The sequence below is a fragment of the Glaciihabitans sp. INWT7 genome, from assembly GCF_014217685.1.
In the GTDB taxonomy this organism is placed as follows: Bacteria; Actinomycetota; Actinomycetes; order Actinomycetales; family Microbacteriaceae; genus Lacisediminihabitans.
On record NZ_CP043653.1, the window covers coordinates 1,317,634 to 1,332,642 of the forward strand.

The following is a 15,009-nucleotide window of genomic DNA, read 5'->3' on the forward strand; positions in this document are numbered from 1 at the left end:
CAAGGTCTCGGACGCGCCTTGCCTACGCCAGCTTCTCAGTTTCGACAAAAATAATCGTGGCCGTGCCCCGGTTCGCGACCGAATGCTCGATTCCAGCTGGGCGAGCATAACTCTGGCCAATGCGCAGATCTACATCAAGCTCGGAGCCATCGGCGTTTGTTGCGTGCATCGTGTCACTTACAAGTGGAACGACCACGTAGTCATAGTCGTGCACGTGCATCGGGATCTCGTCTCCTGGCGGGATGGTCCACTTGGTAACCCGAAAAACGCCGTTGTCGATTTGTGTTTCGCTGGAGGGCATAGTCCGAGAATATTTCTATTCTCTTGATTTCCGTCGCCGCAACTGAAGTGTTCCGAAGGTCCTGACTGGCTGGGTGAACTCCGAACAACTCTGACAACGATCGTTAGATCCTGTGCCACCGCGTTCATGTGGCGGCATCGATTCGTCCACAAGCCCGGAGTGCCGCATACTGCATTCCAGCCCCGACTTAGCCTTGACGTCGATTGACCAGCGCTGCTTCTAGGAACGGTGCTGTTCGGCTCGCTACGTTGACTGAGACTTCCTCCGGTGTACCCGTGGCCACCACCTGACCGCCGGCGTCTCCTGCTCCCGGTCCGAGGTCTATCACCCAATCGGCCTCGGCCACGACGCGCATGTCGTGCTCGACGACGATCACGGTGTTTCCCCCGTCGACAAGGCGTTGGAGGTGCCCGATGAGACGATCGGAATCGGCCGGGTGCAGACCCGAGGTCGGCTCGTCGAGGAGATAGAGGGTGTCGCCCAGTTGGGCGCGGCGTAGCTCTGCCGCCAGCTTGACGCGTTGCGCTTCTCCTCCCGACAACTCTGTGGCCGACTGGCCGAGCGAGATATATCCGAGACCGACGTCCAGGAGAGCGTCGAGGTGCTGGACGATGTCGCTGTCCTTATCGAAGAACTCCCGCGCCGTGCTGACACTCATCGCGAGTATTTCGGCCACGGTCTTGCCCTCTAGTCGGACCTCCAGCGTCTCCGCGTTGTATCGCGTCCCCCCGCACGCCGAGCACGGGGCATGCACCGTCGGCAGGAACAGAAGCTCGACCTCGATCATGCCTTCGCCTTTGCAGATCGGGCACCTACCGCTGGGGAGATTGAAAGAGAACCTGCTGGCTCCGTAGTGGCGTCGCCGCGCTTCTGGGGTCGCGGCAAGACGGCTGCGGATACGATCGAAGACGCCCGTATACGTCGCCACATTCGACCGTGGTGTTCGTCCGATGGGTTTCTGGGTCACGTGCACGATCCGACGAACGCGATCGGCCGGGCCTGAAGCGCGGCCGGCTGTCGTCACAGGCGAGGCCGAATCGAGCGGATCCTCCGAGGTGGTCTCCAGATCACCTTCGGCCTCACCCGTGACACTGGCGAGGTCCGCGCGGAGCAAGTCTGGAATGCCGTGATTGATAAGCGTCGACTTACCCGAACCGGACACCCCGGTGATGGCGGTGAAGGCTCCCAGAGGAAAGGCCACGGTGACATCCGACAGGTTGTTGCGCGTGACGTTATGGAGTGTGAGCCGGCCGTCGCCGACCCGGCGCTCACGGGGTTGATCGGGAGCGGAGTTCGAGCCGCCGAAGAGGTAGCGACGGGTCACGGACTCCTTCACGTCACGAAGGCCGTCGATCCTTCCCGAATAAACAACGGTCCCGCCGGAAGCGCCGGCGCCGGGACCGATGTCGACGATCCAGTCAGCCTCCCGGATGACGTCGAGAGAGTGTTCGACGTAGAAGACGGTGTTGCCAGAGTCCCTGAGATTTCTGAGAATGCGAAGCAAAGCTTCGGTGTCGGCAGGATGGAGCCCGGCGGAAGGCTCGTCCAGGACGAACACCACTCCGAAGAGGCGTGAGAGGACCTGAGTTGCCAACCGCATGCGCTGGAGCTCCCCGGACGACAGGGTGGAAGTCGTGCGGTCGAGCGTTAAGTAGCCCAGGCCGAGGTCGATGATCGGTGACAGCCGTCCCAGCAGCTCGGAGGCGAGCCGTTGTGCGGCGAGACGCTTCTCCGGAGGGAGACTCTCGTCCCCGGACTGCTCGGTCGACCTCCACTCAGGCAGGAGGACGTGTTCCATCAAGCGAGCCACGTCGTCCAGCGGCATCCTCGAGATCTCGGTGATGTCGGCGCCTTCGAACCTGACGGCGAGGGCATCCGGCTTGAGCCGCTTGCCGCCGCAGACGGGGCACGCGACGCTGATCATGAACTCAGCAGCTTTCTGACGCATTCGCGCACTCTTCGAGTTCGCAAATGTTTCCAGGACATAGCGTTTGACTCCGAGGAACTTGCTCATGTAACGCGGTTCCGCCCCGGATGCCACGGCCTTGCGCACCTCGCTGGGAGAGCGGTCCGTGAACACGGGCACCTGCGGTGACTCCTGCGTGTACAAGGCCCAGTTGCGCTGGTCGCTGGGAAGATCCCGCCAGGGCACGTCGATGTCGTATCCGAGAGATATCAGACTGTCCTGGAGTTGCTTGCCGTGCCAAGCGGTCGGCCAGGCCGCAATCGCCCGGTTGCGAATCGACACGGAGTCGTCGGGAACCATGAGTTGCTCGGGCACGTCGTAAATCCGACCGATGCCATGGCATTCGGGGCAAGCGCCCTGGACAGTGTTTGCGGAGAAGTCTTCGGCGAACAACATTGGGGCGTCGAGCGGATATGTCCCTACGCGGGAATACAGCATGCGGACGACGTTGGCCACCGTCGTCGCGCTCCCCACAGTCGAACGTGCAGAGCCGCCGGTTCGGCGCTGCGGAAGGGCGACCGCGGGTGGGAGGCCTTCGATCGAATCGATGTCGGGTGCACCCACCTGGTCGATGAGGCGCCTCGCGTAGGGAGCGACGGATTCGAAGAATCGGCGTTGAGCTTCGGCATAGATGGTGCCAAAGGCGAGCGAACTCTTGCCCGATCCTGAGACGCCGGTGAACGCTACGAGGGCGTTCCGCGGAATGTCGACGTCGACTGCGCGCAGGTTGTGTTCGCGGGCTCCGCGAACGCTCACCCGGTCGAGTCGTCCCTCGGCTGTATGGCCGTCAATTAGGTCCATCGCGCGCATCTCCTCGATGTCGTCAAATTCTGAAGGATGCTCGGCTAGTTCGCCAGTGCGCACACATATGCTGCGCAAACCGCAGCAACTTCATTTGGGAGCGTGCCGGGCGGAAAATACCTGACCCATGCCAGGGGAGCCATCGCCTGATGGAGTAGTGCTTCACGCCGCAATCACCGCCACCGATTCGACGACGGTGACGCACCCAGGTTCCGTAGCGGAAGACGTATCGACTATCTTATCGTTCGCGCTCGGACGCCTAGGGGGGATGTGCGCCACCACGAGGAGGTGTAGGAGGCTATGCCAGGTGGTCAAGATTGAGCGGCGACTCAGGTGTTGCTGACGGCCCTGCTGCTCGTCTCTCGCGCAACAGATCGAGGTAGGCGACCCTGGCGCCGTGCGCATCGCTGCGAGTCAGTTCCGCGTGTGGAAGCGTGGAAGTTAGACGTTTCGCCGTCCTGAGATCATTCGAATCAGGAACGCGATGACGACAAGAATCAACAGCACCACACCGACCCCGAGCAGGAAAGTGAGGGACTGCACAAAGCCTCCGGTGACCACGGGCACGACCGCAATTATGGCCACGACTATCAACAGGATGTTCTTCTGTTTTCTCCCTCGTCTACCTGAATAGGCCCTCGGTCTGCTGATCTTGGTCGGCTCACCATCCCCCTACGACGAGGCGCCGGGATAGGGCCGATGGGCCGTGCGTGCCTGAGTTCGCTTTGCGTGTTGGAGTGCACTCCAGCGGCGCTCCGTCTCGCGGCCCTCTGTCTCGCGGCCCTCTGTTTCGCGGCGGAGCGACGCGACAGGATGCTGCCCGCCCGCGCCCCGATCCTTAAAGTGACCGAGCCTTGGGGCAGTCGGTCTGGAGCGACGACGCATTCAGAGCGCGTACTCGTTGTCGTGAGCGCTCTCATCACAGCCCGCTCCGCAACCGAGTCAACGACACGAGGAGGGATGGGTACGCTGTCCACATCAGTCTCTCCGGAGGGATCTCATGGCGGTACGAATCGACCTCAACCTCTCGCTCGATGGCGTCGTCGCGCCGGCCGACCCCACGCCGGACAACCCCATGGGCGCAGACTGGGGACGGCTGGTGGAGGTCTACATGGGCACCAAGATTTTTCGCCAGCGCGTGCTTCACGACACGACCGGGGAGGGCACTACCGGCATCGACGACCGGTACGCCAGCGCCTACTTCGAGGCGGTGGGCGCCGAGATCATGGGAGCGGGGATGTTCGGGCTCCACGCGTTTCCGCACGACCCGGATTGGCGCGGATGGTGGGGTGAGGAACCGCCGTTCCGCGTTCCCGTGCTCGTGTTGACCCATCGGGAGCGACCGGCGATCGACTTCGCCAACGGCACGCGGTTCGAGTTCGTCGCGGCGACGCCCCAGGATGCGCTCGCTCGTGCAAGGGAACATGCTGGCGACGGCGACATCAGGGTCGGCGGGGGAGCGGGCGTCGCACGTGATTTTTTGCACGCCGGCCTCGTCGATCGCGTGCACGTCGCGATCAGTCCGATCATTCTCGGTCGTGGCGTGCGACTCTGGGACGATCTGCGACAGCTCGAGCGCGACTACACCGTCACCTCGGAGGTGGCCGAGAGCGGCGTCATCCACGTCACGTTCGCGCGCTGAGCGGGGTTCGACAGCGCGCGCCTAGCGGGGTTCGATTCCGCCCATCGAGCTTGCGCCCTTTCGCTTGTCGAGCCGACCGATGGTGGTCTCGAGCGAGTGCACCATCTTTCTGAGGGCACCATGGACGGCGAGGTCGACGGTCGCCGCGTTCTCCGTGACGGATTGCGGGTCCAGTCCCTCTGGACGTGATTCGACGAGGCAGCGGATGTCGTTGCCTGTGCTCCGCCCGGCGCTCTCATCGCTGACATAGACCTCCACCCGCGTCAAGTGCGGCGCGACGTGGTCGAGCATGCTGCGAACAGTTGCCTCCAGCGCGCTGGTGGCATCCTCAGTCAGAGTGATGTTGTGATCGGTGTTGATGATTACCTGCATGATCGCTTCCTGTTCCTCGAGGGCCGCCAGGGATTCGCCTCGCCAGCATCGCCCACGGGATGCCGCTGCCGAAGCCCAGAGCAATAGCGTCGACGCTACGGCGCGGCGAGCAGATCGTGAGGGACTTTGTACCCATGAGGCCGGGTACGCGAGAACTGCCGGGCCTCCTCGCGATCAACCCAGCTTCTCCACCGCCGAGGCCCACACCCAGGCCCGGTGTTGTTCGCCGGTGGACGTTCTCCAGCGCACGGCGCAGGCCCGTGGGGTCCAGGCGATGAGCTCCGCGTCGATGCGGATCGCGGCGTCGCGGTACCGCACCCACACCCTGACGCGCTCCGGCACCGGGGTGCGCGTCAGGGGAAATCGGTCGAGCTCGAGTTCGGGATCCGTGAGGCTGGATGGCGTGGAGTCGCGCATGATCATGTCGTTGACCCGGTCGTGCTGCTGCCGGTCGATCGCATCCGCATAGCGCTTGTTGGTGCCCACCGGCTCTCCTCTCGGAGCAGTCGGCCTCTGCAGGTTCAGAGTTTAGGAGCCCGTGCCGACACTTCGACTTGACCACTCATTGCTCCCGATGGCGACCGTAGCCGCGGTCAGGCCCCCGGTGCTCGATCGACGATGAATCCGCCCTCGACCGGTCTCACCTCGACGCCACCGCCCTGTTCGAGGATGGGATTGCGCCCGGCGATCTCCCGCGCGGCATCCAGATCTGACGCTTCGATCACGTAGAAGCCGGCCACGACTTCGGGTGCATCGATGAAGGGACCGTCGGATTCTCCGTCACGGCGAATCGAAGTCGCCGTGGCGGCCGGGCGAAGGGCGAACGCCGCGACCATCGCGCCCGATTCGATCAGCTCGTTCGCGTACGCGCCGTGCACATCGCCCTCGGTCGGGCCCGGTTGTTCGGTGTCGACAGTGGTCGGGGTGAAGATGAGGACCGCGTACTGGGGCATGAGAGTCTCCTGTCGACGCTGACTATGTTGCCACTCACCCCAGCGATGTGGGATGACCGGAATCGGTCGAGCGCCCTATAGAGCGTCGTGCACCGCCTGCACGAGCACCGCGCGCTTGTCGACGGTGAAGTCGTCGGCGTAGGTGCCATGAATTCCATCGACCACCGCGATCACCTCTTGCCCGAAGCGCGCGACGAGGTCGTGACCACTGCTCTCCGCGCTGTCACCGACGCCGGGAACCGGCATCCGTGAAGTGCCGCCGCCGCCGAAGTTCGTCCAGTACGAGTCGACTGCGGCCGGGCCCCCGGCCGGGTAGACGAACACCGACATCACGAGCATGGATGCGAGATCCTCGTCGGCACCCTCGTAGGCGCAGGCGGCGAGGGGGATGCCGTCCTTGACCGCGGTGCCGGATGAGGCCCGGGTGAAAGACCGCCCGGTCACACTGACCACGGTCTCCAGCGGCAGCGCCGCACAGACATCGATGTTCTCCACCTTGTCCGCCCGTTTGGCCCTGGGCTGTTCGGGAGCGCTCGGCGCGACGGATGGGGCGGATACCGGGTCAGGCGAGCTGCGGGGGCGCTACCGACTGCGGAGCACGAACTCAGGAGAATGGCCGCGGCAGCGGCGGTGACGACGAAGGCGGCGGATCGGGTGTTCACGGGGCAATCCCTTCACAATCGGGAGCGCCGAGGCGATGACTGTCTGGCGCAAACCTCAGCGAGGCTTCTCAAGACAGGAGCGCACGGTCGTGCCTGTGATACACCGGCGAGGGATCAGGGCTCTCCGCGGAGGGCTGCCACGGTCTTGGCGACACGACGCGCCCGCGTATCCTCAGCCTTGGCTTCTGCGATGGAGCGGGCATGTTCCTTGCGCTGGCTGTAGGGCAGCTTGTCCCAGGCTGCGGTGGCCTCCGGATCCGTCGCCAGGATCAGGGCGAGCACCTCCGGCACGTCGACCTCCCGCGGGGCCTCGTCGCGCTCGATCGTGACCTCGACTGTCTCGCCACCGCCGAACCCCGAAGCCGCCCGGTGTTCGGAATTCAGGCCCACCAGGTTGAGGCCGCGCATCACAGCAGTCGTGTTGCGATAGCTGTAGCCGCCGTTCAGGGTGACGACCACAGGCACGCGCTTTCCGCCGAGTTGCAGCATCACCTCATCCGGAATCACGATGCCGACATTATTACCGGTCTGCAGGAGCTCTGTCGTGAAACTGGGCATCGGGTCACCCTCTCGTCGGTGCGCGTCTGAACGGATTCTAGAGCGCGTCCAGCCGTTCGGCTACGTCTACCGGGAAGCCTCCCGTGGCTATCGGGCTCCACCGGGTCGGAGTGATGCGAATGAGGGACTTGTCCTGGATCGCCATCGCTTCCCGGTACTCGTCCCAGTTCGGATGCTGTCCCGCGATGCAGCGGAAGTAGTCCACGAGACCGTCGGATGCCTCGGGCATGTGCAAGACCTCTGCGTCGCCGTCCACCTGGATCCACGCGCCATCCCAGTCGTCCGAGAGCACGAGAACGGATGCCCGGCTGTCGCGTTCGGCATTGCGGGTCTTGGCCCGTGCCGGGTAGGTGGAGATGACGATCCGCCCCTCGGCATCCACCCCGCCCGCGACCGGCGAGATCTGCGGCCTGCCGTCGGAGCGGGTGGTGGCCAGCAGCATCCGGTGCCGCGGGCGCACGAACTCGAGCATCTCGGCGAGGTCGGCGGGGGTATTGGTCGCAATGCTTCTGGCGATGGGCATCAAGGCTACGCGTGCAAACGGTGAGCAGATGTATCTGACCGACCAAGGCGGACTCCTACAGAGCGACGCGACATCGTGTCGCGATGGAGAGTGGTGTTCGATGAGGTACGACGTTGCTGAAGGTGTGCGTGGTGAACTGCCGCTCACAATCGATGAAGAACTCAAGCTCGGCGACCAGGTCGGCGAGCCGAACTGGTTTGATCTGAATCGCTTGCGCGATCCGGCAGAGGACCGGATCGAAGCGGCCGGCTCCGTGGCGCTGGAGACGCGGCTGTTGACGGAGGTGCGAATCCACAGCGTTGAGGAATGGACACCGGAAAACGCGGAAGTGATCGTGGGAGGACCGCGCTCGCTGGGGCACCCCCGACCGTCGATGCTGCGACGATTCAATGGGTCTCCGGTCGAACCGGCGAACTTCACCCAGATCTACGACGGTGAGAGTCGCCAGGTGTACCGGTCGACCAGCGCGCCGCTCGTGCGTGTCGGTCAGCTGAACACCAGCCTCGGCGGGAGCGGATCGGCCGCCCTGATCGGCACGTCCACGATTCTGACCGCATCCCATGTGGTGAAGAAATCCTGGTCGCCCGGGGGACCGGTACTGGGGGCAGTCACCTTCACTCCGGGCATGTTCGACGGATCGTCGGTGCTCGGCGCCAGCTGGACGGCCAACGTGACCGGCATCGCGGCGTGGGAGCAGTTCGTGGGACAGGACGGCTATGACATGGCCGTCTGCCAACTCGATCAGCCCTTCGGCAAGTGGCTCGGCTATTTCGGCTATCGCGCCTATGACGACGACTGGGAGGATCTTCGGGTGTGGTCGCACGCGGGGTACCCCTATGACCTCAGCCCCTCTGGCAATCGTCCGTGCTACGAACTGGGAATCTCCGTGCATGACGACGACAGCGACAGTTACGACACCCTCGAGTTGGAAACGAGAGCCGATATCGCCAGCGGCCAGTCGGGCGGGCCGTTGTGGGCACGCTGGACGAACGGTGGTCGCCAGATCATCGGAACGTTGAGCGGTCGCGAAGACAACTTCGCCGAAGAGAAGAACAGCCTCTTCGCCGGCGGCAACGGTTTAGTGCGACTGTGCCAGTGGGGACGCGACAGCTGGGGCTGAGGGTGCGGGGTCGCGCCCGCCTCAGAACTCGAACACGAGACGGGCGGGCACCTTGCTCGACAGCACCTCCGCCATCGCCTCGTTCACCTGGTCGAGGCGGCGGCTCTCGGCGATGACCGTCGTGCGGCCGGCCGCGTGGAGGGCGAACACCTCGGCGAGATCCTGCCGCGTTCCCACGATCGAGCCGATGATCGAGATGCCCTTGAGTACCGTCTCGAAGATCGGGATGCTCATGGTGCCTTCGGCGGGCAGCGCGACGCAGATGAGCCGGCCGCCGCGGCGCAACGAGGCGAAGGCCTGCTCGAACACCCGCGGGGAGGCGGCCAGCACCAGCGCGACATCCACACCTCCGAGCGCTTGGATGGCTTCGACCGGGTCGACCTCTGCCGCGTTCACGACGAATTCGGCGCCGAGCGAGACGGCGAGATCGAGTTTCTCCTTCTCGATGTCGACGGCAACGACGCTTCCGCCCATGATCCGGGCGTACTGCACGGCAAGGTGACCGAGGCCACCGATGCCGAAGATGGCCACGCGCTCGGTCGGTACGATCGAAGCCACCTTGAGCGCCTTGTACGTGGTCACTCCAGCGCAGCTCAGGGGAGCCGCATCCATCGGAGTTATGCCCTCGGGCACCCGCGTCGCGAAGCGGGCGGAGACCACGGCGTACTCGGCGAACCCGCCGTCGATCGAATAGCCGCTGTCGAGTTGCTGCTCGCAGAGGGTCTCCCGGCCGCCGATGCAATAACGGCACTCACCGCAGGCGAATCCGAGCCACGCGATGGCGACTCGGTCGCCGAGCTGAGGGCTGGTGACACCATCGCCCAGCTTTTCAACGATTCCAACACCCTCGTGACCGGGCACGATGGGCAGTGTCGGCTTGACCGGCCAATCGCCGTGGGCGGCGTGGATATCGGTGTGGCAGAGACCGCACGCCTCGAGACGTACCAGTACCTGTCCGACACCCGGTTCGGGAATCTCACGATCTTCGATCGTGAGCGCTTCGCTGAATGTGGTGACGACGGCGGCCTTCATGGGGTGTCCTCTGATCGTTATGGGTGGGAGTAATCTCACCCTCCTCCACGGTCCGGTCCGGGATCGGGCCAAAGGTCCTGAGGATCCGCGCGGGGTGAGCGGCTCAGGAGTCGCCCGCGACTCCGATCCCCGACACCACCCGCTGCAACGCCATCCCGTACTGCTCCTCGCTGCCGTATTGGCTGAGGTATTCAGCAACCGATATCGTCAGAGGGAATCGGTCCGGCGGCAGGCGTGCGAGGTCGGCTGCGAGGGTGGCTTCGGGATCGATCTGCGCGCGCCTCGCGTCGCGGGCGGCGCTGAAGGCGAACCATCCGTAGTTCAGCGCGAGGATCGTGCTGAATCCGGCCACCGCCGCAGCCCCGTGCACATCGCCGCGGGCGAGGATGCCCAGGGCATGTTCCCCGAGGATCGAGCCGTTGATGCCGGGGTTGGAGTGGGTGAAGAGAGGCACGATCGCCCAGGGATGTTGCACAACCACCTGCCGGTGGTCGAAAGCGAATGCTGTCAGGTCGGCGAGCCAGTCGTCCGTCGCGGGCCTGAGCGTCACTCGCCCGAGTACGCGGTCCAGCATGGCGTCGATGAGTTCGTCCTTCGTTGCGAAGTAGCGATACAGCGCCATTGGGGATGCTTCCATCCGCAGGGCGACGGCACGCATTGTGAGAGCGTCGAAACCCCCTCGCGCCACCTCTTCGGCGGCGAGGAGTATCTCGTCAGCGCTGACCGAACTGCGCGAACGCCGGGGTCGAGCACTGGAACGGTTCTCTGGCATTGCTTGACAGCCTTTCGCGTACATTGTACGTTGTCGATCACGTACACCGTACACTAACCCAGAGGAGGAACACTGTGAGCTCGACACTCCCAGCCCGAGAAACTTCATCCAGCCTTCGGCGCGCCACCGGCACGCTATTCGCAGTCGGTGCGATCGCGTTCGGCATTTCTGCGTCTGTGCTGTCCGCGACCTTCGACTGGCCGGACGTTCTGCGAGAGAGCGCGGATGTCGTGTTGCCGGCATTCGCAGCCGGGGGAGACACGCTCATCTGGACCTGGTTTGCTACCGCCTGGACCTACGCGATTCTTGCAGTGCCGATCCTGCTGCTCCCAGTCGTTCTCGAGCGTGCGAATGCCCCCGTGCTTCGAGCCGCCACTTCCATCGGCGCGGCATCCGTGGCCTTCTCGCTCATCGGATTCCTGCGCTGGGTCTTTGTTGTGCCCGGCCTCGCCCAGAGTTGGATGTCCGGAGACGCGACGACAAGGTCCGCGGTCGAAGCCGCCTGGCTGGCCCAGCACCAGTTCGGGGGCGCGCTGCTCGGCGAGCACCTCGGCCAGCTCCTCGCGATCGTGTGGTCGCTGACCGTGAGCGTGATAGTCCTGCGAAGCCGGGTGCTTCCGCGCTGGCTGGGTGTGGCCGGAATCGCGGCAAGCGTGTTGTACCTCCTCAATCAGGGAGACGTGATGAGCACCGCCCTGCCCACGTTCCCGGTCCTGGATTTCGCGGGTCTGGTGGGAAGCACCGGTTGGGGACTGTGGGTGGCGGCGCTCGGTGTCACCCTCATCGCGCGCCCGGTCGCGGTTTCCCGGCGGCGCGGGACGCTGGTGGCGAGCAACGCGTGACGCGTATTCAGGAGCGGGTAGGCTCCCCACGCGGACGATTCCCGCCGAAAGAGGAACACATCCCCATGAGCCTGCGATTCGAGCAGCTGGACTTCCAGCCGACTCCGATGGGCGACCTCACGCTGCGCCGCCGAGTCGAGCCCACCCTCGGCGTCGATGTCTTCGAGGTGAAGCTGGGGGAGGAGTTCCTCATGTCCAGCCTGTTCACGGTGGCAGAGGAGGCGCTCGCGACGCTCGGTCTCGCGGCAGTGGGGGCGCCGAGTGATCTCGACGTGCTGGTCGGCGGCCTCGGCCTCGGGTACACCGCTGTCGCCGCCCTCACCGACAGCCGGGTGCATCGGGTGACCGTGATCGACACCCTGCCCGCCGTCATCGACTGGCATCGGCGGGGCCTGCTCCCCGTCTCCGTCACGCTGACGGATGATCCGCGCACCAGCCTCGTGCTCGACGACTTCTTCGCCCTGATGCGACGCGAGCCCGAAGCTGTGCGCTGGGACGCGATCCTCCTGGATGTCGACCACTCGCCGCGCCACCAGCTCGACCCGAGCCACGCCGACCTGTACACGGTCGACGGGATGCGCGCACTGGTGCGCCACCTGAAGCCCGACGGCATCTTCGCCCTCTGGTCTGACGACCCGCCCGACGAGGAGTTCCTGGCGCGGGCGTCGACCGTCTTCGGCGACGTCGTCGCCCACGTCGTCGACTTCGACAATCCGCTGACCTCCGGCGTCTCCTCCAACACCGTGTATGTCGCGACCCAACGCTGACCACCCGGTTCGAGCGTCACGATTTTGTAAGGTCGGCCGCGCCGGCACGGCGGTAGCATCACGGCATGACCAGTGAAAACGGCGTGGACTACAGCGACCTCACGGCCCTGTACGTCAACTGCACCCTGAAGAAGAGCCCCGAGCTCAGTCACACGCAGGGTCTGATGGACCGCAGCATCGCCCTCATGCGCGCACAGGGCGCCAAGGTCGACAGCATCCGCTTCATCGATCACGACATCGCCACCGGTATCTACCCCGACATGCGCGAGCACGGCTGGGCGAGCGATGCCTGGCTCGATGAAGTATGGCCGCTAGTCGATGCCGCGGACGTCCTCGTGATCGGAGGCCCGCTCTGGCTCGGTGACAACGCCTCCATCACCCGCAAGTTCATCGAACGGCTCTATGCCATGAGCGGAATGTTCAATGACCGCGGCCAGTACGTCTTCTACGGCAAGACCGCGGGAGCCCTGATCACGGGCAATGAAGACGGCGTGAAGCACGCGGCGATGTCCATCCTCTACAGCCTGCAGCACATCGGCTACGTGATCCCGCCCGCTGCGGATGCCGGCTGGATCGGGGAGGTCGGTCCCGGCCCCAGCTACCTGGACGAGGGATCCGGGGGACCGCAGAACGACTTCACCAACCGGAACACCACGTTCATGACCTGGAACCTGCTGCACCTCGCGCGGATACTCAAGGACGCCGGGGGGATCCCCGCGGTCGGCAACCTGCGCCAGGCGTGGAACGCGGGGGAGCGGTTCGGGTTCGATGCGAACCCGGAGTACCGCTAGTCGCCCGCGCGGAGTCGACACCGGCCGCGCTCGATTCAGGTACCGAGCAGGTATTTGGCACCGAGCAGGTATTTGGCATCGAGCAGGTGCGGCCAAGATCCCGAGTGATCGACCGCGTCCACGGGACTTTCGGCCCTGCCACCGGTCGATCGCTGGCGTTGACTGGAAGGAAGTCAACTACAGGAAGGTCAGCCATGAAAGCCCTCGTCTACAAAGGTCCCGGCCAGAAGAGTTGGGAGGATGTGCCCAATCCGGTGATCCTCGCTGCGACCGACGTGATCGTGAAAATGGTGGCGACCACGATCTGTGGCACGGACCTTCACATCCTCAAGGGCGATGTACCGGAGGTAGCCGTGGGTCGCATACTCGGTCACGAGGGCATCGGAGTGATCACCGAGGTGGGCGGCAGTGTGAGCCAGCTCGCCGTGGGAGACCGCGTTATTCTCGCTTGTGTCAGTTCCTGCGGCCAGTGTTCCAACTGCCGCAAGGGTCTCTACAGCCACTGTCTGAATCCGGAGGGCATCGCCGGCATCGGCTGGATCTTCGGCTACATGATCGATGGCACCCAGGCCGAGTACGTGCGCGTTCCGTTCGCCGAGAATTCGGTCTACAAGGTGCCGGAGGGGGTCACGGATGCCGAGGGAATCCTGCTCTCCGACATCCTGCCGACGGGGTTCGAGATCGGCGTGCAGTACGGCAAGGTCACCCCCGGAGACGTGGTGGCGGTGATCGGAGCGGGCCCGGTAGGGCTCTCCTCGGTGATGACCGCGCGCCTGTACGGTCCGTCGAAGATCATCGCCATCGACCTCGACAACGCGCGGCTCGCTCGCGCGAAGGATTTCGGCGCCACCGACACGGTCAACTCGGGCGACCCGGACTGGAAAGAGCAGGTTCTCGCTCTCACCGACGGACTCGGGGTGGATGTCGCGATCGAGGCGGTGGGAGTGCCGGAGACCTTCACCATGGCCACTGTCATCGTGCGACCCGGCGGCCATGTCGCCAACATCGGGGTGCACGGCAGGGCCGTCGAGCTCGCGCTCAACGAACTGTGGATCAAGAACATCGACATCTCGATGGGACTGGTCAACACCAACACCCTGGGGATGCTGCTGAAACTCGTCGCCGAACACAAGCTGCCGGCAGACAAGTTCGTCACCCATGAATTCGGCTTCGATCAGGTCATCGAGGCCTATGAGGTGTTCGGCCACGCGGCAGAGCACGACGCACTGAAGGTCTTGATCCACTGATGCGCCTGTAGCCGCAGACCCGCCCGTCACCGGGGCGACGGGCGGTTCTGCGCGGTGCCGTCGTGCACCGCCTCCACTTTAGTTGTCGCGTAAAGTAACGCCGTAGAATGGCGGAATGACCGACCCGCGCTGGCTGACGCCCCAAGAACTGCACGCCTGGATCAGGCTCGTCTCGGTGGTCGAACTGCTGCCCGGAGCCCTGGATGCGCCCTTGCAGCGCGACGCCGAACTGACTCATTTCGAGTATTTCACCCTCGCCCGGCTCTCCGAGGCATCCGATCGCAGCCTGCGGATGACAGCCCTCTCCGCCGCGACGAACTCGAGTCTCGCGCGACTCTCGCACGTGATCACCCGGCTGGAGAAGAGGGGCTTCGTCGAGCGAACGCCCTGTGCAGAAGATCGCAGAGCTACCAACGCCTTTCTCACGACGAGCGGCTGGCGGAAGGTGGTCGACACCGCGCCCGGTCATGTTGCAACGGTGCGCGACAGCGTGATCGATGTTCTGGATGCCGCGGACATCGCCGACCTCGACCGCATCATGGGTCGCATCCTCTCGAGGCTCGATCCAAGCGGGCGTCTGCGCGACTGGAGCGAGGAGTAGCAGCCGGAACGTCGGAGAGCGCTACCCACGGGAGCGGAACCGAGGCCGGTGGCGTACCT

General features: G+C 64.7%; 18 protein-coding genes. 7 read left to right on the forward strand and 11 right to left on the reverse strand.

Annotation, left to right across the window (positions count from 1 at the left end; all coding sequences use genetic code 11):
• Window positions 1-22: 22 nt before the first annotated feature.
• The 3 genes from F1C58_RS06460 to F1C58_RS16960 form a co-directional block, all read right to left on the reverse strand.
• Complete coding sequence (locus F1C58_RS06460) at window positions 23-301, reverse strand: cupin domain-containing protein (protein WP_185203569.1); 279 nt, start codon at window positions 299-301, stop codon at window positions 23-25.
• A 187-nt stretch (window positions 302-488) separates the two neighbouring features.
• Window positions 489-3,077, reverse strand: a complete 2,589-nt coding sequence (locus F1C58_RS06465) for an excinuclease ABC subunit A (RefSeq protein WP_370543705.1) — start codon at window positions 3,075-3,077, stop codon at window positions 489-491.
• 432 nt (window positions 3,078-3,509) lie between these two features.
• Window positions 3,510-3,635: a hypothetical protein gene (locus tag F1C58_RS16960; protein WP_255461306.1), complete on the reverse strand. Its 126-nt coding sequence runs from the start codon at window positions 3,633-3,635 to the stop codon at window positions 3,510-3,512.
• 433 nt (window positions 3,636-4,068) lie between these two features.
• Here F1C58_RS16960 and F1C58_RS06475 point away from each other — a divergent pair, with 433 nt between their 5' ends.
• The gene (locus F1C58_RS06475) at window positions 4,069-4,710 is read left to right on the forward strand and encodes a dihydrofolate reductase family protein (RefSeq protein WP_185203570.1); all 642 of its coding nucleotides are present in this window, start codon (window positions 4,069-4,071) and stop codon (window positions 4,708-4,710) included.
• A gap of 21 nt (window positions 4,711-4,731) precedes the next feature.
• On the opposite strand, the gene F1C58_RS06480 is transcribed toward F1C58_RS06475, so the two are convergent.
• The 6 genes from F1C58_RS06480 to F1C58_RS06505 all read right to left on the reverse strand — a co-directional run bounded on the left by F1C58_RS06480 (window position 4,732) and on the right by F1C58_RS06505 (window position 7,772).
• Window positions 4,732-5,082 carry a hypothetical protein gene (locus F1C58_RS06480; RefSeq protein WP_185203572.1) on the reverse strand — a complete coding sequence of 117 codons (351 nt, stop codon included), beginning with the start codon at window positions 5,080-5,082 and terminating at the stop codon, window positions 4,732-4,734.
• A 174-nt stretch (window positions 5,083-5,256) separates the two neighbouring features.
• A complete protein-coding gene (locus tag F1C58_RS06485; protein WP_185203574.1) occupies window positions 5,257-5,568 on the reverse strand; it encodes a hypothetical protein in 312 nt (103 codons plus the stop codon).
• 107 nt (window positions 5,569-5,675) lie between these two features.
• Window positions 5,676-6,035, reverse strand: coding sequence for a YciI family protein (locus F1C58_RS06490; RefSeq protein ID WP_185203576.1), 360 nt, complete (start codon window positions 6,033-6,035; stop codon window positions 5,676-5,678).
• A 75-nt stretch (window positions 6,036-6,110) separates the two neighbouring features.
• Window positions 6,111-6,530: a hypothetical protein gene (locus F1C58_RS06495; protein WP_185203577.1), complete on the reverse strand. Its 420-nt coding sequence runs from the start codon at window positions 6,528-6,530 to the stop codon at window positions 6,111-6,113.
• A 281-nt stretch (window positions 6,531-6,811) separates the two neighbouring features.
• Window positions 6,812-7,255 carry a YdeI/OmpD-associated family protein gene (locus tag F1C58_RS06500; protein ID WP_185203579.1) on the reverse strand — a complete coding sequence of 148 codons (444 nt, stop codon included), beginning with the start codon at window positions 7,253-7,255 and terminating at the stop codon, window positions 6,812-6,814.
• 37 nt (window positions 7,256-7,292) lie between these two features.
• Window positions 7,293-7,772, reverse strand: coding sequence for a PPOX class F420-dependent oxidoreductase (locus F1C58_RS06505; RefSeq protein WP_185204026.1), 480 nt, complete (start codon window positions 7,770-7,772; stop codon window positions 7,293-7,295).
• Window positions 7,773-7,878: 106 nt separating this feature from the next.
• Between F1C58_RS06505 and F1C58_RS06510 the strand changes: the two genes are divergently transcribed.
• Entirely contained in the window at window positions 7,879-8,898 is a 1,020-nt protein-coding gene (locus tag F1C58_RS06510; protein ID WP_185203581.1) for a serine protease, read from the forward strand.
• A 21-nt stretch (window positions 8,899-8,919) separates the two neighbouring features.
• Here F1C58_RS06510 and adhP read toward each other — a convergent pair whose 3' ends face one another.
• Complete coding sequence (gene adhP / locus F1C58_RS06515) at window positions 8,920-9,930, reverse strand: alcohol dehydrogenase AdhP (RefSeq protein ID WP_185203583.1); 1,011 nt, start codon at window positions 9,928-9,930, stop codon at window positions 8,920-8,922.
• A 103-nt stretch (window positions 9,931-10,033) separates the two neighbouring features.
• On the reverse strand, window positions 10,034-10,702 hold the full coding sequence (locus tag F1C58_RS06520) for a TetR/AcrR family transcriptional regulator (protein WP_185203585.1): 669 nt from the start codon (window positions 10,700-10,702) through the stop codon (window positions 10,034-10,036).
• Between the two features lie 74 nt (window positions 10,703-10,776).
• Here F1C58_RS06520 and F1C58_RS06525 point away from each other — a divergent pair, with 74 nt between their 5' ends.
• From F1C58_RS06525 to F1C58_RS06545, 5 genes are all read left to right on the forward strand, one after another.
• Window positions 10,777-11,544 carry a DUF4386 domain-containing protein gene (locus tag F1C58_RS06525; protein ID WP_185203587.1) on the forward strand — a complete coding sequence of 256 codons (768 nt, stop codon included), beginning with the start codon at window positions 10,777-10,779 and terminating at the stop codon, window positions 11,542-11,544.
• 65 nt (window positions 11,545-11,609) lie between these two features.
• Window positions 11,610-12,311 (forward strand): spermidine synthase, encoded by a 702-nt coding sequence (locus F1C58_RS06530; protein ID WP_185203589.1) that lies wholly within the window; start codon window positions 11,610-11,612, stop codon window positions 12,309-12,311.
• A gap of 65 nt (window positions 12,312-12,376) precedes the next feature.
• Complete coding sequence (locus F1C58_RS06535; protein ID WP_185203591.1) at window positions 12,377-13,102, forward strand: flavodoxin family protein; 726 nt, start codon at window positions 12,377-12,379, stop codon at window positions 13,100-13,102.
• Between the two features lie 194 nt (window positions 13,103-13,296).
• Window positions 13,297-14,349: a zinc-dependent alcohol dehydrogenase family protein gene (locus F1C58_RS06540; protein WP_185203593.1), complete on the forward strand. Its 1,053-nt coding sequence runs from the start codon at window positions 13,297-13,299 to the stop codon at window positions 14,347-14,349.
• 115 nt (window positions 14,350-14,464) lie between these two features.
• Complete coding sequence (locus F1C58_RS06545; RefSeq protein WP_185203595.1) at window positions 14,465-14,950, forward strand: MarR family winged helix-turn-helix transcriptional regulator; 486 nt, start codon at window positions 14,465-14,467, stop codon at window positions 14,948-14,950.
• Window positions 14,951-15,009 lie beyond the last annotated feature (59 nt).

What these genes read in the sequence shown, in the direction of transcription:
- F1C58_RS06460 (WP_185203569.1), bottom strand. Translation starts at nt 301, where the DNA reads ATGCCCTCCAGCGAAACACAAATCGACAACGGCGTTTTTCGGGTTACC.
- F1C58_RS06465 (WP_370543705.1), bottom strand. Translation starts at nt 3,077, where the DNA reads ATGCGCGCGATGGACCTAATTGACGGCCATACAGCCGAGGGACGACTC.
- F1C58_RS06475 (WP_185203570.1), top strand. Translation starts at nt 4,069, where the DNA reads ATGGCGGTACGAATCGACCTCAACCTCTCGCTCGATGGCGTCGTCGCG.
- F1C58_RS06480 (WP_185203572.1), bottom strand. Translation starts at nt 5,082, where the DNA reads ATGCAGGTAATCATCAACACCGATCACAACATCACTCTGACTGAGGAT.
- F1C58_RS06490 (WP_185203576.1), bottom strand. Translation starts at nt 6,035, where the DNA reads ATGCCCCAGTACGCGGTCCTCATCTTCACCCCGACCACTGTCGACACC.
- F1C58_RS06500 (WP_185203579.1), bottom strand. Translation starts at nt 7,255, where the DNA reads ATGCCCAGTTTCACGACAGAGCTCCTGCAGACCGGTAATAATGTCGGC.
- F1C58_RS06510 (WP_185203581.1), top strand. Translation starts at nt 7,879, where the DNA reads ATGAGGTACGACGTTGCTGAAGGTGTGCGTGGTGAACTGCCGCTCACA.
- adhP (WP_185203583.1), bottom strand. Translation starts at nt 9,930, where the DNA reads ATGAAGGCCGCCGTCGTCACCACATTCAGCGAAGCGCTCACGATCGAA.
- F1C58_RS06520 (WP_185203585.1), bottom strand. Translation starts at nt 10,702, where the DNA reads ATGCCAGAGAACCGTTCCAGTGCTCGACCCCGGCGTTCGCGCAGTTCG.
- F1C58_RS06530 (WP_185203589.1), top strand. Translation starts at nt 11,610, where the DNA reads ATGAGCCTGCGATTCGAGCAGCTGGACTTCCAGCCGACTCCGATGGGC.
- F1C58_RS06535 (WP_185203591.1), top strand. Translation starts at nt 12,377, where the DNA reads ATGACCAGTGAAAACGGCGTGGACTACAGCGACCTCACGGCCCTGTAC.
- F1C58_RS06540 (WP_185203593.1), top strand. Translation starts at nt 13,297, where the DNA reads ATGAAAGCCCTCGTCTACAAAGGTCCCGGCCAGAAGAGTTGGGAGGAT.
- F1C58_RS06545 (WP_185203595.1), top strand. Translation starts at nt 14,465, where the DNA reads ATGACCGACCCGCGCTGGCTGACGCCCCAAGAACTGCACGCCTGGATC.